This is a genomic window from Virgibacillus carmonensis (assembly GCF_057836705.1).
Map to the genome: position 1 here is coordinate 58,585 of NZ_JBYQFJ010000017.1, position 22,936 is coordinate 81,520.

General features: G+C 38.3%; 17 protein-coding genes. 4 read left to right on the plus strand and 13 right to left on the minus strand.

Annotation, left to right across the window (positions count from 1 at the left end; translation table 11 throughout):
* Nucleotides 1-105: 105 nt before the first annotated feature.
* The 4 genes from addA to AC3G7N_RS13855 all read right to left on the minus strand — a co-directional run bounded on the left by addA (nt 106) and on the right by AC3G7N_RS13855 (nt 8,947).
* Nucleotides 106-3,828 carry a helicase-exonuclease AddAB subunit AddA gene (addA, locus tag AC3G7N_RS13840; RefSeq protein ID WP_489422754.1) on the minus strand — a complete coding sequence of 1,241 codons (3,723 nt, stop codon included), beginning with the start codon at nt 3,826-3,828 and terminating at the stop codon, nt 106-108.
* The gene (addB, locus tag AC3G7N_RS13845; RefSeq protein WP_489422755.1) at nt 3,828-7,322 is read right to left on the minus strand and encodes a helicase-exonuclease AddAB subunit AddB; all 3,495 of its coding nucleotides are present in this window, start codon (nt 7,320-7,322) and stop codon (nt 3,828-3,830) included. The genes addA and addB overlap by 1 nt, the downstream gene beginning before the upstream one ends.
* A 355-nt stretch (nt 7,323-7,677) precedes the next feature.
* Nucleotides 7,678-8,229, minus strand: coding sequence for a signal peptidase I (gene lepB, locus AC3G7N_RS13850; protein ID WP_489422756.1), 552 nt, complete (start codon nt 8,227-8,229; stop codon nt 7,678-7,680).
* Between the two features lie 55 nt (nt 8,230-8,284).
* A complete protein-coding gene (locus tag AC3G7N_RS13855) occupies nt 8,285-8,947 on the minus strand; it encodes a TVP38/TMEM64 family protein (protein WP_489422757.1) in 663 nt (220 codons plus the stop codon).
* Between the two features lie 225 nt (nt 8,948-9,172).
* On the opposite strand from AC3G7N_RS13855, the gene AC3G7N_RS13860 reads away from it, so the two are divergent.
* Nucleotides 9,173-9,562 carry a YhjD family protein gene (locus AC3G7N_RS13860; RefSeq protein ID WP_489422758.1) on the plus strand — a complete coding sequence of 130 codons (390 nt, stop codon included), beginning with the start codon at nt 9,173-9,175 and terminating at the stop codon, nt 9,560-9,562.
* Here AC3G7N_RS13860 and AC3G7N_RS13865 read toward each other — a convergent pair.
* The 5 genes from AC3G7N_RS13865 to AC3G7N_RS13885 form a co-directional block, all read right to left on the minus strand.
* The gene (locus AC3G7N_RS13865) at nt 9,510-10,052 is read right to left on the minus strand and encodes a competence protein ComK (protein ID WP_489422759.1); all 543 of its coding nucleotides are present in this window, start codon (nt 10,050-10,052) and stop codon (nt 9,510-9,512) included. The genes AC3G7N_RS13860 and AC3G7N_RS13865 overlap by 53 nt on opposite strands.
* Before the next feature lie 106 nt (nt 10,053-10,158).
* Nucleotides 10,159-10,287, minus strand: a complete 129-nt coding sequence (locus AC3G7N_RS13870) for a hypothetical protein (RefSeq protein ID WP_489422760.1) — start codon at nt 10,285-10,287, stop codon at nt 10,159-10,161.
* A gap of 107 nt (nt 10,288-10,394) precedes the next feature.
* Entirely contained in the window at nt 10,395-11,939 is a 1,545-nt protein-coding gene (locus AC3G7N_RS13875) for a fatty acid--CoA ligase family protein (protein WP_489422761.1), read from the minus strand.
* Between the two features lie 174 nt (nt 11,940-12,113).
* A complete protein-coding gene (lplA, locus tag AC3G7N_RS13880) occupies nt 12,114-13,109 on the minus strand; it encodes a lipoate--protein ligase (RefSeq protein ID WP_489422762.1) in 996 nt (331 codons plus the stop codon).
* 69 nt (nt 13,110-13,178) lie between these two features.
* Nucleotides 13,179-13,919, minus strand: coding sequence for an MBL fold metallo-hydrolase (locus AC3G7N_RS13885; protein ID WP_489422763.1), 741 nt, complete (start codon nt 13,917-13,919; stop codon nt 13,179-13,181).
* A 96-nt stretch (nt 13,920-14,015) separates the two neighbouring features.
* Here AC3G7N_RS13885 and yhfH point away from each other — a divergent pair, with 96 nt between their 5' ends.
* Both yhfH and pepF read left to right on the plus strand, forming a co-directional pair.
* Entirely contained in the window at nt 14,016-14,144 is a 129-nt protein-coding gene (gene yhfH, locus AC3G7N_RS13890; protein ID WP_489422764.1) for a protein YhfH, read from the plus strand.
* A 181-nt stretch (nt 14,145-14,325) separates the two neighbouring features.
* The gene (gene pepF, locus AC3G7N_RS13895; RefSeq protein ID WP_489422765.1) at nt 14,326-16,137 is read left to right on the plus strand and encodes an oligoendopeptidase F; all 1,812 of its coding nucleotides are present in this window, start codon (nt 14,326-14,328) and stop codon (nt 16,135-16,137) included.
* Between the two features lie 401 nt (nt 16,138-16,538).
* Here pepF and hemY read toward each other — a convergent pair whose 3' ends face one another.
* The 4 genes from hemY to AC3G7N_RS13915 form a co-directional block, all read right to left on the minus strand.
* Nucleotides 16,539-17,933, minus strand: a complete 1,395-nt coding sequence (gene hemY, locus AC3G7N_RS13900) for a protoporphyrinogen oxidase (RefSeq protein WP_489422773.1) — start codon at nt 17,931-17,933, stop codon at nt 16,539-16,541.
* A gap of 5 nt (nt 17,934-17,938) precedes the next feature.
* Entirely contained in the window at nt 17,939-18,877 is a 939-nt protein-coding gene (hemH, locus tag AC3G7N_RS13905) for a ferrochelatase (RefSeq protein WP_489422766.1), read from the minus strand.
* A 24-nt stretch (nt 18,878-18,901) separates the two neighbouring features.
* The gene (gene hemE / locus AC3G7N_RS13910; protein WP_489422767.1) at nt 18,902-19,936 is read right to left on the minus strand and encodes a uroporphyrinogen decarboxylase; all 1,035 of its coding nucleotides are present in this window, start codon (nt 19,934-19,936) and stop codon (nt 18,902-18,904) included.
* Nucleotides 19,937-20,035: 99 nt separating this feature from the next.
* Nucleotides 20,036-22,198 carry a transglycosylase domain-containing protein gene (locus AC3G7N_RS13915; protein ID WP_489422768.1) on the minus strand — a complete coding sequence of 721 codons (2,163 nt, stop codon included), beginning with the start codon at nt 22,196-22,198 and terminating at the stop codon, nt 20,036-20,038.
* Nucleotides 22,199-22,376: 178 nt separating this feature from the next.
* On the opposite strand from AC3G7N_RS13915, the gene AC3G7N_RS13920 reads away from it, so the two are divergent.
* A complete protein-coding gene (locus AC3G7N_RS13920) occupies nt 22,377-22,877 on the plus strand; it encodes an antibiotic biosynthesis monooxygenase family protein (protein WP_489422769.1) in 501 nt (166 codons plus the stop codon).
* Nucleotides 22,878-22,936 lie beyond the last annotated feature (59 nt).

Genomic DNA, 22,936 nt, shown 5'->3' on the forward strand with positions numbered 1-22,936 from the left:
TCCAAAAATTCCCCTGCGTATTTTCAGCAAAAGGAGGGATGGCTTTATTTTAATGAAAAAGAACACATATGGTCATATACCATATGTGCTCTCAATTTTCAGGCTTTATTTCGGGACCTCAACCAATAACTCTTTCGAAAAATAATATAAATAAACATTTGTTACCGGTTGCTTCCAAATTCGTTCAATTGCCTGTCGATAGAGTTCCATTTGTGTTTTATAACGATTTGTTAATTGTTCTTTAACCTTATCTGTTACTTTTTTCTCAATCGCATCTGTCTTGTAATCGAGAATCATGAGACCATCTTCTACTGGAATTACACAATCTATCACACCCTGGACAAGAACCTGCTCGTCAACATCACTAGACCATGATGCATAAACCTCTTTTGCTGATAAGGAAAGACTGAACGGTACCTCGCGGTGAACATTTGGTTCCTGTAGCATCTTCTGTCCTATTTCGTTCTTGAAAAATTTTTCGATTACTTTTGCATCAATGATTTCGACTTCATCTGTGGTTAAGATTTCTTTATCCACTAATCTATCGGCAAACGTTTCTATCTCTGATGCTGTCCATTCCTTTGTTAGTGGTAAATGTTGCATAACCGTATGCATAGCTGTACCTTTTTCAGCAGCCGTAATGGTTTTCCCTTTTTGCATAAATAATGGTCGTTTCACAATTGGCGCTCTCAATGTTTGCACTAATTGATCTGCACTGTATTCATCCTTCAGCTCGCGTTGCCGCTTGATTTCTGTCACAGTTTGTTTTGCACGAGATGTAGCCGCTTGTGTAAATGGATACTCATAAGAAAGTTTTTCATCTATTTGTTCATCAAGTTCTTCGTTTCGAAGGTCCATTGGTTCCCATTTTTGGATATTTTCCTTTAAGTTAACATCTTCTTCTGTCACAACATCCTCAAGATTAGCTAGTTCACTACCATGCACAACGGATATATCCCACTTTGAGGGGTCCATTTTAACTTCATTATTCGTAATTTCATTTACATCCTCTACCCGCAAAACTTCGCTAGAATGATGACGAATTAAAGCAGGTCCTACCCAATCCAGATATGATTTTGCTTCGATCCGAAAGTGTGTGGGCATTACCCAATCCGGGTGGTCGAGTATTTTTTCCCATTTCTTTTGTTTTTTCTCAAAAGAAGCTACATTGCCAACCATGACAAGTTTTTCCTTCGCGCGGGTTAAGGCTACATATAGGACGCGCATTTCTTCTGCAAGTAATTCTCGTTGCTTCTCTTTTTGAAATGCGTAATACAGCAAGGTAGGATAGGTAATCCGCTTCACTGGATCAATATATTTACTTGCGAGCCCTAAATCTTTATGCAGTAAATAACGTTGCTTCAGATCCTGCATATTAAACTGCTTATCCATCCCACCTAAAATCACAACCGGAAATTCCAGTCCTTTACTTTTATGAATGGTCATAATCCGGATGACGTCTTCTTGTTCACTTAAAGCCCTCGCCGCACCGAGGTCTTCTCCGCGTTCTTCCATCCGTTCGATAAAGCGTAAGAACCGGAATAACCCCCTAAAGGAAGTAGTTTCATATCCTCTAGCCCGATCATATAGGGCCCGTAAATTAGCTTGACGCTGACGTCCACCTGGCATTCCACCTACAAAATCATAATAACCAGTTTCCCGGTAAATTTGCCAGATCAACTCAGACAATGCTCCTTGTCTGGAAGCAATCCGAAACGTTTCTAATAGCTTTAAAAATTTTGTTGCTTTATCCGCTAATTCATTTGTATATTGCTTATTGTATGCCAGTAATGCATCATAATAGCCATGTTTTTTGTCTGCCAATCGAACGCTAGCTAGTTCTTCTTCGTTCAATCCTACAATTGGCGAATGTAAAATAGAAGCAAGTGGAATGTCCTGTCTTGGATTATCGATAACCTTAAGAAAGCTGAGCATGATTTTTATTTCAATCGCTTCGAAGTAGCCCGTTGATAACTCTGCATACACAGGGATTCCTTGTTTTTTTAATTCATCGACAATCGTTGGGGTCCATGTCATGGAACGCATTAGTATGACGACATCACGATAGTGAAAATTACGTTGCGTCCCTGTTACTTTATCAAAAACCTGGAGAGGTTTGCTCCTACCTTGACCTGTCCATTCCTTGATTTTCTTCGCGTATGCACGTGCTTCTAATTGCGCCTTTTCCAAGTCCTGATAATTTTCATCCTCTGTTTCCTCTTCTTTTTCATCATCTGTTTCGCGGTCAATTAGTAAAAGTTCTGGTTCAGGAGATTCATATGGAAATGAATCATAGGATTTGTTTGCATAAATTAATTCAGCATCGTTATCATAATTAATCTCGCCTAACGTTTCATCTAATATTTGCCTAAAAAGATAATTGGCTCCGATTAAAACTTTTTCTCTACTTCTAAAATTACTCGATAAGTCAATTCGTTGCCCTGGGTTGTCCGTGTCATGGAATTGCTTATATTTATGGATAAACAAGGCTGGTTCTGCATGCCGGAACCTGTAAATACTTTGCTTCACATCACCAACCATAAACATATTTCCATTACCTGTTCGATCACTAATTGATCTTAGAATCGTTTCTTGAACTAAGTTAGTATCCTGGTATTCATCGACCAGCACTTCGGTGAATTTTTGTTGAAAATGAAGCGCCACATTCGATGGTAATGGATCTTCAGCACTTGATTCCCCATCAACTAATAATGCCAAGCAATGATGCTCTAAGTCAGAAAAGTCGACGATTGCTTTTTCCTTCTTTTGTACCGAAAAGCGCTCCTTAAATTCTTTAACAATTTCGGTAAGCTGCTTGATCACTGGAGCCAGTTCCCGCATATCCTCAATATGACTAGCAAGGTTACGCGTAAACCAGCCATCCTTCATATCTTTCCAACGTTTTTTATAACTGTCGCGAAAGCTTTTCACCTTATCTTTCACTTCTTCAGAACACTCTATTTTCTTCCTGGACAATGTTTTAAATGAACTACCTGCCATGAAGACTTGAAGTTGATCCCATGTATCACTATTCGCAATTGCTTCCTGAATCATCGCAAGATCAGCTTCAATAGCTTCACTATAATGATAGGGGCCTTCAGGATGCTTGGTAAGTTCTAGTGCCGCGTTTGCTTCTTGTTCGATTGCTGTTAGTTGACTTTTTACCTCTCGTTTAATAATGGACAACCATGTTAGATTCTCTTCTTCAAACGTTTCTGGTACGTCATACACGTCTGCCAATTGGTCGAGCCATTTAATTGGCCATGGGTTTTGCATAGCAAACGTATATAAATCGAGTACTAAATTTTCAACATCAACATCACTTCGGTCACTTGAAAAACGATCAACTACAGCAAAAAACTGTACCTGTTCGTCTCCCTCCTTGCCATACCATTCTTCAAATAAATCAGCAATCACATCTTGTTTGATTAAGTCAATTTCCATATTATTAGCAATACGGAAAGCAGGGTCGATATCCAACAAGTATGCATATTGCTTGACCACATCTAAACAAAATGAATGAAGAGTGGAAATTGATGCACGCTGCAATAGGGATAACTGTTTTTTTAAATGTGTGGAAGCTGGGTCCTCAGCAAGTGCCTTTTCCAAAGCCAACCCAACACGATTTCGCATTTCCTGTGCAGCAGCATTAGTAAACGTCACAACAAGGAGGGTATCAATATCAACTGGACTCTGTTTATTGATTAGCTTTTGAATAATCCGTTCGACAAGTACAGCCGTCTTTCCTGAACCTGCCGCTGCCGCTACAAGCATGTCACTTCCAGCCGTATAAATTGCTTGTTCTTGTTCTTTCGTCCAATTAACCATTACTTGCCCTCCTTTTTACGAAGTTTTTCTAATATGTCATCATCGTTCATATCTGGTAGCTTGCGATAATTGTTTTCTTCTAGAATCGGATCAAACTGACAAACCGACCGAAACGCGCAAAACGTACAAGCCACTTGTTGATTATGCTGATATGGATTCAAGTGCACACCGCCGCTCGTCATATCGATACCAGCCTGCCCCATCAGTTGATGGACATGATTCTGTAATCCAGCAAAAGTTTCATTGTCGGCGATTTTTGAATGATTGTAAAAGCCACCATTTTTTTTAACACCTGCTGGTACAATTTGACTGGAACCTGACTCGAGTGATCGATCCATTAGCTTAACAATTTCCTCACTCGATAATAATAACCCCTGCATTTTATATTTCTTTAAAATTTCCTTCTCAATGTCATCGTCCTGCATTTTTTGTTTCCCAGAAATCATTGGATTATGGACATGGAAATAAAGCACTCCCGCTGGTGTAGCCTTTTTCCCCAACCATTGTTCAGATTGTGTGAGAACAACATCGAGATACGTCAGCATTTGTAATGCTAGCCCGTGATATACTTCAACTAGATTTAACCCTCTTGCACTAGATTTATAGTCTATGATTCGCAGAAATAAATCATCTTGATTTAATGCCTGGTCAACACGGTCTATCCGGCCACGAAGCATTAACTCAAATCCATTTGCTAGTGGTATGGTGATCGGTGATAACGTTTGATTTGGGCCAAATCCAAGTTCTAATCCTATTGGTGAAAAATCACTTTGACGTGCTTGTTCACTTAATATAAAAGCTGCTCGTGCAATGACTTCCTGTAGTTTTTGTTGAATATATTTATACCGGTTTGAGCTATGCAAGATTTGATGCTGTAAGATTGGTGCAAGATTAGTAACTGCTTTTTGGGCATAACCATCCGTATCGATTTTATTTAACTGGGCAAAATTCTTGCCTTCATCCTGTACCCATTCGGTAATTCTTTTTAGAGCCTCATGAAACAGCTGACCAATATCCGGTGCATCCAGCTTGTATGTTTTCCGCTCATCAAGTCCAAGACTATAGTTTGCAAAATGTTGATACGAACACCGATAATACATTTCAAGTCTTGAAACGCTAGCTTTCACCTGCTTTGGATATAATTCATTTACCGTTTCAACAGACAGACCTGTCGGTTTATTTTGATAATACAAGCTTTGTAAGGTTCTATAACTTGTGCTGTATTTCGCGTGGTTTTTAATATACCAATTCAGTACATGCCACCATACTGGCTTGAGGGGATAGCCTTTTCGATTCCGTGCCAGTTGCGCCGTCAATGCAGCACGCGTTTTCGTCTGCGTTGTGATAAATCGTTCTGCATGGAATAGTTCATCTGGATCCTGCAGTAGTACATGTGTACAGCAGTATGGGAACAAATCCTCAACCCGTTTAACCATTTGGGACGGCATCTTTGCTTTCCCTTCATCATCACTTAATGGATAACTGATCCATAGCTTATCCGTTGATGATGTGAAGGCTATATACATATAAAACCAGTCATCCAGTAATTTTCGTTTACTACTTTCAGCCAATTGCAGACCCTGTCCTGCTAACATTTCGCGTTCCTGTTCATTGATCATGCCATCAGATGGTGGTTTCATCGGCCAAATACCATCGTTTACACCTAATAAAAGTGTACATTTGATTCCACTAATTCTGGAGCGATCAATTGTACCAACTGTAACGTGGTCCATACTAGGTGGAACATGGGCAAATTTTAATGAATCGAATCCTGCGTCCAGTGTGGAGCGGAATATTGGTAAAGAGAGACTTTCCGCGCCAGCAATCTCGACCATTTCCTCTAACAATTGAATGACCGCATTCCATACTTGCTCTTGCTCTCGACCCTTTTCTATCTGTCCATTTTCATCAAATTGTGTACGCATTTGCTCTAGTTTTTGTGGGACATTTAGTTGTTCAATCCATGTAAAAATTACGGTACAACGATCACGGATGGTTTCACATGCTCGTATGTCTTTATCAAATGCTTTAATTGCCAGCACTACTTGTTTCCGATAGGCATTTATGCGTGTTTGTACTAATTTTTCTTTATCTGTTTGTGCTGCATCTTCAAATCCACGAAATCGTTGAAAAACCCACTCTTTTTCACCAAACCAACGCTCTCTAGAACGAATTCCATACTCCAATACGTAATTTTCCAATTCATCAATCGCATCATTCGTTAGCGGATAATCTTGATCTGTGGCAGGAATAAACCCCGTTTTCAACATGCGAAAAATAGCATCATATCGCCAATTGCCATCGACAATTTCAAGTGCTGAACGAATAAACTCAATGAGTGAATGGTTCAGCATGGTACGTTTTTCATCAATAAAAACCGGGATATCATAATCGCCAAAAATGGTAGCAATTAAATCATGGTATACATCGGTTTGTCTAATGAAAACAGCTAAATCATTGAACCGATAGCCTTCCTCGCGTACTAATCGAACAATTTCTTGTGCAGCGCCTTCCACCTCTGCACGTGGATGAACCGCTTCTGCAATTGTTAACGGAACTTCTCCTCTGTATACTGGTGCTGGGCGCTTATCAAAATTCTTTTCCAGGTGTGAAAAATAAGGCCGGTCTTTAAATTTCCCTTCTGCAGGGTCTAGTAAAATTGGCTCTTCTATTGCAATATAATTTTCATTTGCAAGTGCTGTAATCGTATGATAAGTTTCCGTTGTTTGATAAAACAAATCTAGCTCAGAAAGTTCCTTATCCTCTTCCAGCCCATCGGCAGTCAATGTAATTGTCACGTTCGCACATTTTTTCATTAACGCCTCTAACACCTGCAGTTCTTTCGGTGTGAAACGGTGAAACCCGTCTAAATACACTTTTGCATTTTCCAGAAAAGATGCTTCTTTAATCTTTTCCGCAAGTAATTGTAGCTGATCCTCGCTATCTACGTATTTCCCTTGTAATGCGTAAGCTAGCTCTTCATATATATAGGACAAATCCTGAAGTTTTTTTGTTAATGCTTCCTCACCGTGTTCCTTATGTACGAATTGATTCAACTGATTAATTTGCATTTGTAAAACTTCGGGAGTTACCTGGTATCGTTTAAACTCGGTAATCATTTTTTCTAACTGTTCAAGAAACCCTTGTTTTTCCAATGCTTTCTGAAAAATGTTCCAATCCGAATCCTTTTCCTCAATAATTTTACGAAGCATCATTTGAATGCCAAGTGAGCTGATAAATTGGCGTGTTCCCCCACCAGTTTCCTGCAGAACACGCCATGCTAGACGCGAGAAACTAGCAACCTGTGCTCGGATACTTCCGTGAATTCCATCTTGTTTAAATAATTCATATTCTTGTTGAAAGGTCATTTGATCTGGAACAATATAAAAAATGGGCGCACCCTGTGGGTCGTCCGTCAGCTTTTCTTTTATCTCATCTAATACCCGACCACTTTTCCCAGTACCTGATCGTCCTAATATGAAACGTATCCCCATAATATATCCCCTCTATTGTGTAGAAGTGTGTGTTCAAAAAGTCGCCGAATTAGAAATAAGGTCGACAAAGAACGCAACGTCCTGTTGCAAAGTCGACATTAGCACGTCCTGTGCGTCAAGGTCGAGGCACGAGAGTTTTGAGGACCGGACTTGCGCGTGATGTGCTGACTTCTACGTTGTCCACAGGACGTGGACGGTTTTAGTAGAAGTTCCACTATGCCCTTAATACGTGAGGACCACAAAAACCGAGTAACGAAGAGATTCGCCATTTATCATTTGGTGACTTTTTGAACATCCTCTAGAAAAAAATAAAATCTCTCCCTTTATTTTAACAAAGGAAAAGATTTTATAATAGTTATTTGTGAAAGCCCATTTCCGTTTGTGAGATTGGCCAGTATTTAATGTCCACCTTCCCTACAAGTTGTTCTTCTGAAACAAAACCAAAGGATCTACTATCTAAGCTATCTGGTCTGTTATCACCCATCACAAATAGTTCACCTTCAGGCACAGTAGTTTTCCCAGTAACTTCCTCCAGTGTAAAATCCTCTGTATATGGCTCTACATTACTTTCCTTTTGCAGCTCATCAAGAAAATTCTCTTCCACATATTCGCCATTAATAACTAATTTATCGTTCTTATATGTGATCTCATCACCAGGCAATCCGATTACCCGTTTCACATAATCTTCTTGTTTATTTTTATGAAAAACAATAACATCTAATCGATCAACATCCTGTAAATCATAAACAACTTTGTTCACCATCATAAGATTTCCATCATGAAGCGTCGGTTCCATTGATTCACCATCAACCACATAGCTAGCAAATAAAAACGATTTAATTATCAATGCTACTACGATGGCAAAGAACACGACTGGAATTAAACGTCGATAACTTATTTTTTGCATAATTTTCACTCCAAGGGGTCTAATCTAGTATTAGTTTACCCTGAATGAATTGCGCTTAATCCTGCTTTTCTTCCTGCTCTCTTGCTTCCTTCTCCAATGTCTTCTTGTGTATGCGTTTTTCCACGTATTTTCCAATTAACCAGAACGCGGTGATGCAAGCCGCTACCACAATTGCTTTTGTAGGATTCTGCGCAAATGATGCGATACTGGCGCCAACATATGCCATCGTGAAAATCATCACCGATTTCCCTAGTAAAACAGCTAGTACAAATTGTTGAATGCTGATTTTTGACAGTCCAGCCACTACATTAATAATGGCTGATGGTGAAAACGGAAAACAAAGTAATAAAAACAATGGACCGAATCCATGTTTTTCGAGCCAAGCAGTAACCTTTTGCACTTGTTTATTTCTTTGAATCGCTCTAAAAATACGCCTGTCTCCTAGTCGTCGTACAAGTAAAAACACAAATACGGCACCCACACTAGTGCCTGCCCATGATAACAAAAAACCCTCCAATAACCCATATGCTGCAGAATTCGCAAACACAAATACAACTAATGGTAAAAACGGCAGAAAGGCTTCAAGGAACGGAAATAATAGACCTGGCAATGGCCCCAGACTTTCATAATTATTTAATAGTTCGTTAATAAATTCATCTAATTTATCCTGTTCTAGTAATAGTTTAATATTGTCTAAACTAAAATCCGAAAATTGCATGTAGATTGTCCCCTCATCCCAAAACAAATACTAATATTTCCATATACCCTAGTTTAACTATTTTTATTGTAAAGTAAACTATATTTATGCCTAGATAAAATAAAAAATCAGCTTCAATCTTTTCGTTTTACAAATTCCAAAATTTTATAGTGTATTTTTTAATGGATTTGTCATATACTATTAACAGAACAAATGTTCGTTTTTGTTTTGGGGAGGAGATACATTATGCGCTATCTTAATGAGGAAGAATTACAGGTGGCATCACGCTTTCTATTTCTTTCGATGGCAATAGTTGTGATACAACAAGATATTCAACACATCCAAAAAGGAGCTTTTAAAATTAAAGAACCCTATGTCGGGCTTTTAGAAAAAATGATTTCAGAAGCAATCAATGAACGAAGAAAATTACGGCACACCATGAAGAAAAAAAATATACAAGTCGTCACGTTAAATAAAAATGATTCGTTTTCTTCTTTTCTGTTTCTTTGCCAAAGTCGAGAAGAAAAGCGGAATTACTTTAATCCAGCTATCAGAAAAAAAGTAGAAGTCATTGTTCAAGAACTTATGCATAAGGCTCTGCCACCATATCAACCCCCTGTCTCTGCAAATACTTGATGCGGTTGTCGAGCAAGTATCTGAATTGCGCTGTACGTTGAATTTGGTTCAACATCGAGCCATATGAAACGTCAATGATGATTGACTTACTATTTTTAAATACTATTTCGGTGCACTGATTGTTGGTCATCTTCATTTGATCGATATGGGAATGTGCAATCCAGGAGCATTTGGTACTTATTGGTGAGATTGTAGGGAAGAAATACATGCCACTGCTTGGGTCAATAGCGATTGGCGCTTTGTGCGTTATACTGCATATATTTTTCGTTCCATCTTGTCTACCTTTCAGACTTGAACCGAATGACTTGCAAGCATAATCAATCAGTTTAGTTGGACAAAGCTCTACAAAAAATTCCTCTTTTGTTTCTAGGATACATGTAGAGTATTCCTCGCTTTTCCCATAGTCAGCTAAAACAGCCATTGTAAATGGAGTAATTTCATATGATGGAGAATAATAATTTTTAACCATTTTTTCATCCTTTCGCTGCAAAACGAAAAGAAAGAAGCTTATAACTTAATTTACCAAATTTTTAGGTAAAAAGTAACAAAAATATGAAAACTTTTTTAAAAAATATATTATTTCTGTTTTTCCCTTGCTATTTTTCATCTTGAAATGTTGTCTCTTCATCATTTTCTTGCCTATCTTGTGCCGTTGTTATCTGTTCAGTTGCATGAAATTCTGGATTTAAAATTGTAAATGTCGGCAATTCTTTATTTTTCTTCATATCGAACCATTCCTTTTTACTATCTAGTTTGGCGGAAATAAGGATGGTTCATACATCCGTAAAAAAATATGCCATGCAGACTAATTCCTGCATGGCACTTGACCTAACTATTCGCTTTTTACTCTTGAACGAAGATTTTTACGCAAAATTTTCCCAGTGGTATTTTTAGGTAGTTCATCTAGGAATTCAATTTCTTTAGGGACTTTATATTTTGCCAAATGGCTCTTACAAAATTCTAGTAGTACATCTTCTTTTAAGGATGGATCATTTGAAACGATAAAACCAATAATTGCTTCACCCGTATTCGGATCAGGAGTGCCAATCACAGCAGCTTCCGAAATACTTGGATGCGAGTAAAATACCTCTTCAACCTCTCGAGGATAAACATTATAGCCACCAACGATAATCATATCCTTTTTTCGATCAACAATATAAAAATAGCCTTCATCATCCATACGTGCCATGTCACCAGTATAAAGCCAGCCATCTTTAAGTGTAAGCGCTGTCTCTTCTGGCATTTTATAATACCCCTTCATCACATTCGGACCTTTGACAATTAGTTCACCTACTTCGCCAGCAACTACTTCTTCGCCAAACTCGTCCACCACTTTATTTTCAACATTTCGTATACTAGTTCCAATTGATCCTGGCTTTCTTGGACGATCTAATGGATTGAAGCATGTAACTGGCGATGCTTCAGACAGACCATACCCCTCTGATACTTTAACCTGAAATGCTTGTTCAAATTGTTTTAACAATGCTACTGGCATTGATGCGCCACCACTGATGCACAACCGGATTCCAGAAAAGTCAGCTTCATTGCCACCACTAACACTTTGCAAGAGATAGTTGTACATGGTTGGTACACCAGCAAACACCGTTGCTTCATGTTCCTTAGCAACTCGAAACACTTCTTGTGGTGAAAATGATGGAACAATTAAAATCGTACCACCATTCATTAGTGGTGCATTTAGAGCAACAGTCAAACAAAATACATGAAACATTGGCAATGCCGCAATTACCCGATCATCAGCGTTAATAGTCAGATAATCAGCAACATCTTTTGCATTTGAATAAAGATTTTTATGCGACAACATTGCACCCTTAGGCTTGCCCGTTGTACCAGACGTATACAAAATGATAGCTGTCTCTTGTTCATCCGATTCAGGTGCATCGAAATCCAAGTTACCTTCTTTAACTAGTTTTGAAAACGATTTCAATTTTGGTAATAACGAATACTCATCAAATGACACTTCCTTACCAGATTCACAGGAAATATAGTGTTCTACAGTTGGAAGTTGATTTGCAATCGCCTCAAATTTTTCCATTAACACATCCATTGTGATAATAGCTTTTACGTCTCCGTTTTTCAAAATATATGTCATTTCATGAGCCGTATAAAGTGGATTAATTGGAATTACTACTGCTCCTAGCCTTAGGGCACCATATAAACCAATTACATAATATGGGCTATTTCCAACAACTAATGCAATGTGGTCCCCTTTTTTATACCCCATTTCTCGTAAACGTGATGCGAACTTTGTGACTGCACCATCCAACTCCATGTATGTAGTCGGTTTTTCCTGAAAGACATACGCAGGTTTATTTGGTAATTTTTGAGCTATGTTCGTTAATTGCTTACTTAAATTCACTTTCATGCCCCTCCCAAATAGTATGAATGAATAATCATTCATTTATATGTTAAAATTCATATTAATTATAAAATACAGATAAGTTCTTTTCAAGTGTAAAAACTTAAAAGATAATAGAAAAGGCTAATGGACATGTCAACGTGTCCATTAGCCTTTATTAATTACAAAATTATTTTAATAAACCAAGTTAATAAAGTCTTCTTTTGCAATTTTTCCTAAGTAATGTGGGATATCCACATTCTCTAAGGCCTCTTCTATTGATTTACGTTCATAGCGTATACCTGTCAGTTTTTCTTCAACATCTGCAACATTTCCTATACCAAAGAAATCTCCATATATTTTGAAATTTTCAATGATACCTTTTTTAACTTCTAAACGAACGTCAACAAGTCCTGAGTCAAACTTGTGTGAGCTCTGAGTATTGAACTTTGGTGATTTACCAAAGTTCCAATCCCAATTTTGGTAACGTTCTTTCGAAATTTGATGTACATTTTCCCAATCCTGATCTGTTAGTTCATAACGGGGAACATCTTTTACATCCTCTACGTCGAAAATGTAGCGTAAAATAAGATCTTTAAATTCATCCATTGATACTTTTTCTTCAAGGAACTCAGAAATATTCGCTACACGACTACGAATAGACTTAATTCCTTTTGATTCAATCTTTTCTTTACTTACATTTAAGGCGGATACAACATGTTCAACTTCAGAATCAAACATTAATGTACCGTGGCTAAACATGCGTCCTTTTGTAGAGAACTGCGCATTTCCAGAAATTTTGCGGCCATCCGCCACAAGATCATTTCTTCCCTTCAATTCTGCAGGTACACCAAGCTTGTTCAATGCTTCAACAACAGGCTTTGTGAACTTCTCAAAATTATGGAAGCTTTCTCCATCATCCTTTGTAATAAAGCTAAAATTCAAATTACCTTCGTCATGGTACACTGCCCCACCACCAGAGAGACGACGCACTACCTTTATACCATTTTTGTCAACATATTCTGTATTGATTTCTTCCACCGTATTTTGGTTTCTACCAATAATGATAGACGGTTTATTAACGTAGAACAATAAGTATGTATCTTTTTCACCAAAGTTTTGTAATACATATTCCTCAAGCGCAAGATTAATACTTGCATCTGTAATACCTTTATTATCGATAAACTTCATGTTAAATTAACCTCCAATTATTTCTATTCCACGCTTAATTGTAATGGAAAAGTCCCGTTCAATCAAAAGTTAGCTCCTATCTTTGTCCCATACCAACCCTGTTTTAGCTAGTTGTATTTTCCCAGAAAAATATTTTTTAGCCTCTATTAGTAAATCACTGGTATCGCCATATTGTGGAAGATGGCTTAATAACAATTCACCAACATTGGCGTTGCTAGCAATTGTTGCACCCTCTTTACTGTTCATATGCCCAGCTGCAGACCCGTCTTGTTTTTCATAAAAGTTGCAATCTGTAATCAGTAAATCCGCATTTTTTGCAAAGTTAGCCCATTCCTTTTTATATGATGTATCTGCCGTATATACAATGACATCCTCCCCGTCAGAAACGCGCATACCATAACAAGGAACAGGATGATTCGTTTTTAAAAAACTTATGGAAAAAGGGCCAACCGCTAATACATCTTCAGGATCATACGCAATACCTTCTGTACATTCATGTGTCAGTGTCTCGAATTTTGTCATATCTTCTTGATGACCATAAATCGGTAAAATTTCCTTTTCTTCACGAAGATAGGAATGAACAAGCCATGCATACTGAAGAACACCAATATCGGCAGTATGATCGTGATGATAATGCGATAATAAAACAGCATCGATATCCATCACATGTTTGTAATTCTGAACAGTCGATAATGCTCCACTTCCAACATCAACTAATAATGAAAACCCATCTTTTTCAAACAAATAGGATGAAGTTGCTCCTCCATTAGCAGGATATCCTCCCCAAAAACCTATTACTGTACACTTCATACAAACACCTCTTTTTTAAATTTGTTGTAACACACTATTGACTTACTGCATACTGTTATAATACAATAAGATTATTAACAACGAGGGGGGATACACATGAAAAACGTCATTGAATTTTTTAGATCGTTACCAAAGAAAAAATGCCACACTTGCGGGAATGATATGAATGAACAAGCGGATTGCTATGGTAATCTCTGTGACGAATGTGATCATCCAGCCAGATAACCTACAAGTTGAAACTAGTAATATGTTTTACTGTACTATAACAAATAATTGATTACCATTAAACAGCTATACATGTGGCTGTTTATTTTTTTGCAAAAAATATCTGAAAAATCATATCATTTAATCTACTAATGTTTTATACTTATTTTGAGTTATGAACAATTTTGGAAGGGGTAATTTGATGACGACTAAAACTAGAAGAATGCAAAGACATGAAGTACCTAAAGAAAACACTTGGAATTTAACTGACTTATTTGCTTCACGAGATAAATGGGAATCTGCTCTTAAAGAAATTCAGCAAGATGTTAATAATGTCACACAATATAAAGGACAATTGGGTACAAGCGCTACTGTTTTAGTAAATTGTTTAACCGAGATTGAACAGTTTGAAAAAAAGGTTATTCACGTTGCTACATATGCCAGTTTGCGAGCAAGTGCTGATGGATCTGATGCAGAAAATCAGGCAGATGCCGCTAGGGTTTCTTCTGTACTAGCAAAAATTGGAGCAAAACTATCGTTTGTTGAATCAGAATTATTAACATTATCAACAGATACCATTCAACAGTACATTGATGAAAAGGAAGAACTGCTACCATACAAAAAAATGCTACATGATGTAGTAGAGAAAAAACCATACACGCTATCACCAGAAATAGAAGAAACACTCGCTTCCCTAGGTGAAGTGCATAGTGCACCATATATGATCTACCAACGCAGCAAATCATCTGATATGGAATTTGAATCACTCACCACAGCGGATGGTGAGGAATTACCAATGTCAGCCGCACTTTATGAGGATCGTTATGAACTAACTGCTGACACAGCTATCCGCAGACAAGCCTATGATTCGTTTATTAAGACGTTAGATCGTTACAAGAATACGTATGCCGCTACCTACGCAACAGAAGTAACAAAACAAGTTACCATGTCAAGACTTCGTTCTTATGATTCAGTTACAGAGATGTTACTTCATTCGCAACAAGTTACGGAAGATATGTATTATAATCAATTAGACATTATTCAAGAAGAACTTGCACCACACATGCGCAAATTCGCCAAACTGAAACAAAAAGAGCTTAATTTAGAAGAGTTGCGATACTGTGACTTGAAAGCTCCACTTGATCCAAATTTCAACCCAGAAACAACCTATGAAGAAGCAACATCAACAATCCTAGACGCACTGCAAATTATGGGGGGAGAATACAGTAGTATTATGCAGAAGGGTATTCACAACCGTTGGGTAGATTTAGCTGATAATGTGGGTAAATCAACAGGGGCATTCTGTTCAAGTCCGTATGGTGTGCATCCGTATATTTTACTTACATGGACAGACAATATGCGTGGAGCATTTATTCTAGCGCATGAGCTCGGTCACGCAGGCCATTTTTATTTAGCTGGAAAAAATCAATCCCTCGTAAACACGCGTCCTTCCACTTATTTTGTTGAAGCGCCTTCCACACTAAACGAATTGCTTTTAGCAGATCACATTATGAGCAATACCGAAGACAAGCGTATGAAGCGCTGGGTGATCACCCAATTGCTAGGAACCTATTATCATAATTTTGTCACCCATTTACTAGAGGGCGAATTTCAACGCCGCGTGTATAAACTAGCAGAAGAAGGAACACCATTAACCGCTTCCGTTTTAATCAAACAAAAACGAGAAGCTCTAGAAAACTTCTGGGGTGACACGGTCGTGTTTGATGAAGGTGCAGGATTAACTTGGATGCGTCAACCGCACTATTATATGGGATTATATCCATATACTTATTCTGCTGGGTTAACTGTTTCGACAGCAGTAGCACAAAAAATTCAAGAAGAAGGAAAACCGGCGGTTGATCGTTGGTTATCTGTTTTGAAAGCTGGTGGCACAATGACACCACAGGAACTCGCTAAAATGGCTGGTGTAGATATGTCAAAACCAGATGCAATAAGAACAGCAGTCACCTACATTGGAACGCTAGTTGAAGAGTTGGAAGAAACGTTTGAGTAGAAATCGAGATAAGTTTGTGGGGACACATGGCGAAAATCGTAGCAAATCCTGACTGACTAAGAAAAGCTCAGGGCTCCTTGAAAGACACGACAAGCATAAGCAGAGCGGAGCAGAGTGGATGGGTTTCCCCGCGCGGAAGCGAACTGCTTATGTCTCGAATGTCTAGGCGCTGGAGCTAGACAGAGAAAAGCGCAAGCGCTCGTTAATTGCCGTATGCCCTGGAAGGCTCCGTATGAGATAAAGGAAACACGAAGAGCGTAAGCGATTCGGTGTTGACCTTATCGTAAGGAGGCGCCTGAAGGGCACTAGGCAATGGGCGCTGGAGCTAGACAGATTTTCGTTTATACTTTCTTTACTCCTAAAAAAGGTGCTCACATCAAATTTTGTGAGCACCTTCATTTTTATTGCAAAAACTCCAACACATTATCCACTGCTTTTTCACCTTGTTCGATACAATCCGGAACGCCAACACCTTCGAATGAGCTTCCCGCAAGATAAACCCCTGGTAACCTCTCAGCCATTTCACTGCGAACCTTCGAGATTCGTTCGGTATGGCCAACTGTATATTGTGGTCTTGCATTTTTCCACCGTGTGATCACACTGAACTTGGGTGCTTGGGTAATGTTCATCGTTTTATTTAAATCCTTAAGTACAATCTGTTTTATTTCCTCATCAGATAGATCTACTACCTCTTGATCATTAGGTCGTCCTACATAACAACGAAGCAAAACGCTTCCTTCTGGTGTTGTATATGCCCACTTTTTATGTGTCCATGTACAAGCGGTAATCCGGTAATCACTAGTTCTTGAAACAACAAATCCGGTTCCATTGATGTCGCGTTTTATTGCTGACTGATCAAATGCCATTGCAACATTTGCAACGGATGTGGATGGAACAATGTCGAATTCGTGAAAGAAATCGTATTGACTAAATACTTTAGGTAATGTTTCGTGTGGTGCTGCCATGATGATTGCATCTGCTTTATATACTTCACCACTACTTAACAAAAGATGATAGCCATGATCTTTTTTCTCCACATGGTCAACAGCAATGTTCACTTCCACTGTATCTGGATCAAGCTTTTTTTCAATTTGTTTAACCAGTGATTCAAACCCATCTTGAAACGCGTAAAACATCCCTGTCTTTTTCTTTTTGGGTTTAACAGGTTTAGGCTGCGTCTTTTGCAACCCTTTGATCAAACTTCTATGCTCTTGCTCTAATTGATAGAAATTCGGAAATGTTGCCATTAAACTCATATCATCAATATCACCAGAATAAATCCCTGATAACAGTGGATCAACTAAATTATCAACTAGCTCATTACCAAATCGATGACGAAAAAAACCACCTAACGATTGATCTGCAGCTTTTTTCCCTTTTGGCAGCGCAAAGTCAAACCCCACTCGCAGTTTACCTTTCACGGAAAAAAGAGGTGAAAATAAAAGTGGTCCTATTTTAGTCGGAATCCCCATATGAAAGCCACGCGGCATCTTATGTAGTTTATTATTAACCAAAACGTAGGCTTGACCTGTACCATTTCGTACAAGCTGGTTACCTAACCCTAGCTCTTCCGCTAGTTTTACTGCAGGTGTTTTTCTCGATAAAAACGAATCAGGACCACGTTCAATGGTAAACCCATCTTTTTTTAGTGTACGGATTTTGCCACCTAAGCGATTACTAGCTTCCACCAGTTTCACTTTATATGGTAATCCTTGTTCCTTTATTTCTTTTTGCAGATAGTAAGCAGCAGATAAACCTGTTATCCCACCGCCGACAATTACAATTTTTTTAGAAATTCCCACTACACATCACGCTTTACTCTTTGTAGCACAACGTCTGCTAAAGTTGCGATAAATTCAGGGTGTATGTTTGGCATTTCAGGCCGATGATAGGTCGCTCCAAGTTCATCACAAACTACTTTACATTCATAATCATTATCATATAAAACTTCTAAATGATCCGCGATAAATCCAACTGGTGCATACACAAACGAGCGGTAGCCCTTTTGTTCATAAAGTTCCCTCGTTAAATCCTGTACATCTGGACCGAGCCATGGATCTGGTGTATTTCCTTCACTTTGCCAACCAATTTCATAATTTTTAATCCCTGTTTCTTCTGAGATTAATCGTGCCGTTTCTTTTAGTTGATCAGGATACGGATCCCCGTTTTGTAAAATTTTCTCCGGTAGGCTATGTGCAGAAACAACAAGTACTGCTTTTTCCTTTTCTTGTGCCGACATTTCGTCATAAACAGCATTGATCTGGTTTGCCCAGTAATTAATAAATCCAGGAGCGTCATACCAACTCTCAACTGATGTAATAGTTAAATTGCCTTGTTCCTCAGCTTCGTCATTTGCACGCTTGTTATAAGACTTCACACTAAACGTAGAATAATGTGGTGCGAGTACTAGGGATACCGCTTCCTCTATTCCATCGTTCGCCATTTGACGGACAGCATCTTCAATAAATGGTTCAATATGTTTTAGTCCAATATATACATGAAATTCATAGTCTTCTTGCACATCATTAAGCTTTGTTTCCAATGCCTTTGCTTGCCCATTTGTAATTTTTGCCAGTGGAGAAATCCCTCCAATAGCTTTATACCGATCAGTTAAATCCTGTAACGCTTCAGGTGATGGCTTGCGTCCACGTCTTATATCTGTGTAATAACGTTCAATATCTTCTTCCTTATATGGTGTTCCATATGCCATCACTAATAATCCCATTTTTTTCTTTCCCATTTCATACACCTCGTTAGCAGTTTCTTATTGTTTGGAATAGCTATGGACTAATTCGGTTACCTTTTTTAGTATAGCAGGCCTGATTTCAGGTGTTACACCATGTCCCAAATTAAACACATATCCTTGTTCTTGCATGCCTTGGTCTAGAATTGCTTTTGTTCTCTCTTCAATCGTATCCCAATCTGAAAGCAAAATAGCCGGATCCAAATTACCTTGTAACACTTTGGTTACACCCATCTGACGAGCCTCCTGAATGGTTGTACGCCAATCGAGTCCTAATACATCCACAGGTAAATCGTTCCACTCCATTAATAAATGTCTTGATCCAATACCAAATAAAATCAATGGAACATCTTCTTTTTGCAGCTCACGGAATATATGTTGCATTGCTGGTTTGATAAAAATCCGATAGTCTGAAGCATTTAAAGCTCCTACCCAAGAATCAAATATCTGAATTACCTTAGCACCTGCATTAATCTGTGCTTTTGCATAAGTGATAACCATATCTGCAAGTTTGTCCATTAATGCAAACCATGTTTCTGGTTCACGGTACATAAGCGCCTTTGTTTTATGATAATTTTTTGATGGTCCACCTTCAATCATATAGCTCGCTAAGGTGAATGGCGCACCACTAAATCCGATTAATGGCACAGTTAATTGTTCTTCTGTGAGTAATCGGATTGTATCCAGTACATACGGTACATCCGATGCAGGATTAATAGTCCCTAGCTTTTCCACATCCTGATAACTTTGTATTGGATTGTGAATCACTGGTCCAATGTTCTTTTTAATTTCAACATCTACCCCAAGAGCAGGAAGTGGTGACATGATATCCTTATATAAAATTGCTGCATCAACACCATAATTTTCTACTGGGAGCCTTGTAACATAGGCACATAGTTCTGGTTGATGGGTAATTTCAAATAAGGAATATTTTTCCTTAATTTCGCGGTACTCCTTTTGCGATCGGCCAGCCTGTCGCATAAACCAAGCGGGAACATGGTCTGTTTTTTCCCCATTATAGGCTTTAATAATTGTATCATTCATTTGCTTCAACATATTTTTCATCCTTTTTAACAGCTTTTACTCTACTCTTTACTATATCGATTTCCTTACAAGATGCATAGCAAACCTGTTTGATTGTCATGAATTTGTCGATTACAGCGATAATTCTACTGTATTTGATCTTGTTCCCTCAACTTTTGTTAGTGGATTGTAGGGAACAACATAATAGCTAGTCGTTTTTAATAAAGGGAGGTCTTCAATAATAAACTCATGCTCCCCCTGCACTTCTCCAATTCTTTCATCAATACCTTCTTCTTGTTTGTAAATACGATAGACAACACGATTATTCTCTGCCTGAGACCAGCTCAGCTTACCTTTCACCAATGAAAAACCTCCAAAGGTATAGCCAGCTTTTAAATTTTTAATCTCAGGTAGGTCAATTGGTTTTGGTAAAGACTCGACATTTTCTGGTTTTTTAAAAGCAGTTTCTAACGGTTGCTGCTTGTCCACTTCCGTTAAAATTGATTTTGTTAGCATCGTTGGATAGGAACTTCCGTCCGTAAGAAAATGATTCTTATCTGAGACATCATAGCCCATCCATAATGCACTTACATACTGTGGTGTATATCCAACAAACCAGGCATCTTTATACTCTCCCTCAGCAAGAGGATGCTCAGTCGATCCGGTTTTTCCAGCCAGCGCTTTTTCGTAACTACCAGCATCACCCGTGCCTTTATTTACAACATTCATTAACATTTCGGTCATATTCCATGCGACCTGGCCACTAAATACTTGTCTTTCCTTCTGTTTTTCATCTACTATTACTTGATTATTCCGGTCGGAAATACGTGTTATGGTGTGTGATTTTAGATATTTCCCATTATGAATAAAAGGTCGATAGCTTTCCATCATCTTAATTGGCGTTATTCCATCTGATAGTCCACCAAGCGCAACCGCAAGTCCATTATCCTGGATGGAAATATTCATTTTTTCCAGGTATGATTTCGCATAATCAATACCAATAGCATCAAGCAACCATACAGCAGGGGCATTTTTGGAAACCCTTAGTGCTTCATATATGGATACCGCACCCTCGTATTGATCAATTACATTTTCCGCTGTATATTCGTCAAAGCTAACTTTTTGATCGGGTATCAGGGAATATGGCACGTAATTTTCTTTCATCAGAGCAGGACCATATACCACGATAGGTTTTATTGTCGAACCAGGCTGACGTTTTACCGTTGCACGATTCAGATTGCCAAGTTCATACGAACGTCCGCCAATTGCCGCAACTATCTCAGCACTTGCTTGATTCATCATAACAAAAGCACCCTGCGCGCCTTCTGTATTGCCTGGGAAATACTGATCATTCTTAAATTGTTCGTACGCAACCTGTTGAATCGACTGATCGATGCTTACAACTAGCCGATATCCGCCCCGTCGTAATTCGTCGACAGATAGTTGATAGTCCTCAGCAGCCTCCTTCAATACTAAGTCCACATAGGAATCAACCCATGGATTTTCTTCTGATTTCTGTACATTTAATCCGAGTGTTTTCCCTTGTGCTTGAATGCGCGTTTCGGTTGAAATTTTCCCGAAACTTTCCATTGACTGAAGTACGACATTTCTTCTTGCTAATGCTTTTTCAGGATGGTCAATTGGTGAATAGCCGTTTGGAGCTTTTGCCAATCCAGCAAGCATAGCCCCTTCAGTCAGTGATAAATCCTTAACCGATTTTGAAAAAAATAATTGTGATGCTTCTTCGATCCCATATACTCCTGAACCGAAATAAATCTCGTTCAGGTACATTTCAAGTATGTGTTTTTTTGTAAACTGCCTCTCCAAATAAATAGCAGCCATTACTTCTTTCGTTTTACGCATCCATGTTTTATCATTACGTAAAAAAAGGTTTTTAGCCAATTGCTGCGTAATTGTGCTCGCGCCTTCTACCTTGTCAAATGCGATGATATCGCGGTAAATAGCTCGAAGTACAGACTGGAAATCTACTCCGGCATGATCATAAAAACGACGATCTTCAATAGAGACAAATGCTTCTTGGACATGTTTTGGGATTTGTTCCATCGATACAAGCGTTCTATTTTCGTGATACAATTCGGCAATTACTTCGCCATCTTTTGTTTCAATTGTTGTAGTAGCATCTAGGATTAAATCTTCTTCATTCACTACTAATTTTCCACCAAAAATAATAACTAAATACCCTGCTATTGCTAAAAACACGATTAGTCCAATAATCATAACCATGTGTTTTGTATTAAAAGTAACTATCATTTTTTGTTTTTTATTCTGATTCATTACTTCTTATTCACCTCTGCATATGATTGTTCAACCAATCACATCCTACAGTATACGACAGTTTTCAACAACAGGAAAGAGATACTATTTATACTCTATTTCGGCTTATATTTTGATTAACCATTCACTAAACGGGTATTATGAAATAGAAGAAAATCGAAGGGGGATTTAAACAAATATGAAAGCTTATATGACAAATGGCACATTAGAATTTATTGAAAAGTTAATTGATAAACACCCGAAAATTGATTTTCATCTCATGAATAGTGGCGGTAATGCACTAGCTTACTATGAGGACAACCATGAAAATATTTTTGAATCTGGAAGAGCTTATGACGTATTACTTAACAATGGAACAATTCAAAATAAAGGGTTTGTCGTTATGAACAATATTACCGTTACAGAAGATGGACGAACTGTTTTTGAGGATCGTTTTAAACAGCGAAGTTCAGCAATTGACTCCTCCCCTGGTTTTCAGGCATTCCGGTTATTACGTCCACAAAGTGGGAATAAGTATGTTGTGTTGACCCAGTGGGCTTCTGTCGCGGACTTCGAAAATTGGAAGAACTCAAATGCGTTTAAAAAACAACATCAAAACGGTGGCGGTGAAACGAAACCACCTGCCTATTTTGCAGATAAGCCTTATATAACAAGTTACAATATGGTTGAGTCTGAGTAATAAGAAAAGAGGCTGGGACAAAACCCAGTAAATAAAAAAGCGTGGCTATCACCGTGTAG

Coding starts and splice junctions, on each gene's coding strand:
- addA (WP_489422754.1), bottom strand. CDS start 3,828: ATGGTTAATTGGACGAAAGAACAAGAACAAGCAATTTATACGGCTGGA.
- addB (WP_489422755.1), bottom strand. CDS start 7,322: ATGGGGATACGTTTCATATTAGGACGATCAGGTACTGGGAAAAGTGGT.
- lepB (WP_489422756.1), bottom strand. CDS start 8,229: ATGCAAAAAATAAGTTATCGACGTTTAATTCCAGTCGTGTTCTTTGCC.
- AC3G7N_RS13855 (WP_489422757.1), bottom strand. CDS start 8,947: ATGCAATTTTCGGATTTTAGTTTAGACAATATTAAACTATTACTAGAA.
- AC3G7N_RS13860 (WP_489422758.1), top strand. CDS start 9,173: ATGCGCTATCTTAATGAGGAAGAATTACAGGTGGCATCACGCTTTCTA.
- AC3G7N_RS13870 (WP_489422760.1), bottom strand. CDS start 10,287: ATGAAGAAAAATAAAGAATTGCCGACATTTACAATTTTAAATCCAGAA.
- lplA (WP_489422762.1), bottom strand. CDS start 13,109: ATGAAGTTTATCGATAATAAAGGTATTACAGATGCAAGTATTAATCTT.
- AC3G7N_RS13885 (WP_489422763.1), bottom strand. CDS start 13,919: ATGAAGTGTACAGTAATAGGTTTTTGGGGAGGATATCCTGCTAATGGA.
- yhfH (WP_489422764.1), top strand. CDS start 14,016: ATGAAAAACGTCATTGAATTTTTTAGATCGTTACCAAAGAAAAAATGC.
- pepF (WP_489422765.1), top strand. CDS start 14,326: ATGACGACTAAAACTAGAAGAATGCAAAGACATGAAGTACCTAAAGAA.
- hemH (WP_489422766.1), bottom strand. CDS start 18,877: ATGGGAAAGAAAAAAATGGGATTATTAGTGATGGCATATGGAACACCA.
- hemE (WP_489422767.1), bottom strand. CDS start 19,936: ATGTTGAAGCAAATGAATGATACAATTATTAAAGCCTATAATGGGGAA.
- AC3G7N_RS13915 (WP_489422768.1), bottom strand. CDS start 22,198: ATGAATCAGAATAAAAAACAAAAAATGATAGTTACTTTTAATACAAAA.
- AC3G7N_RS13920 (WP_489422769.1), top strand. CDS start 22,377: ATGAAAGCTTATATGACAAATGGCACATTAGAATTTATTGAAAAGTTA.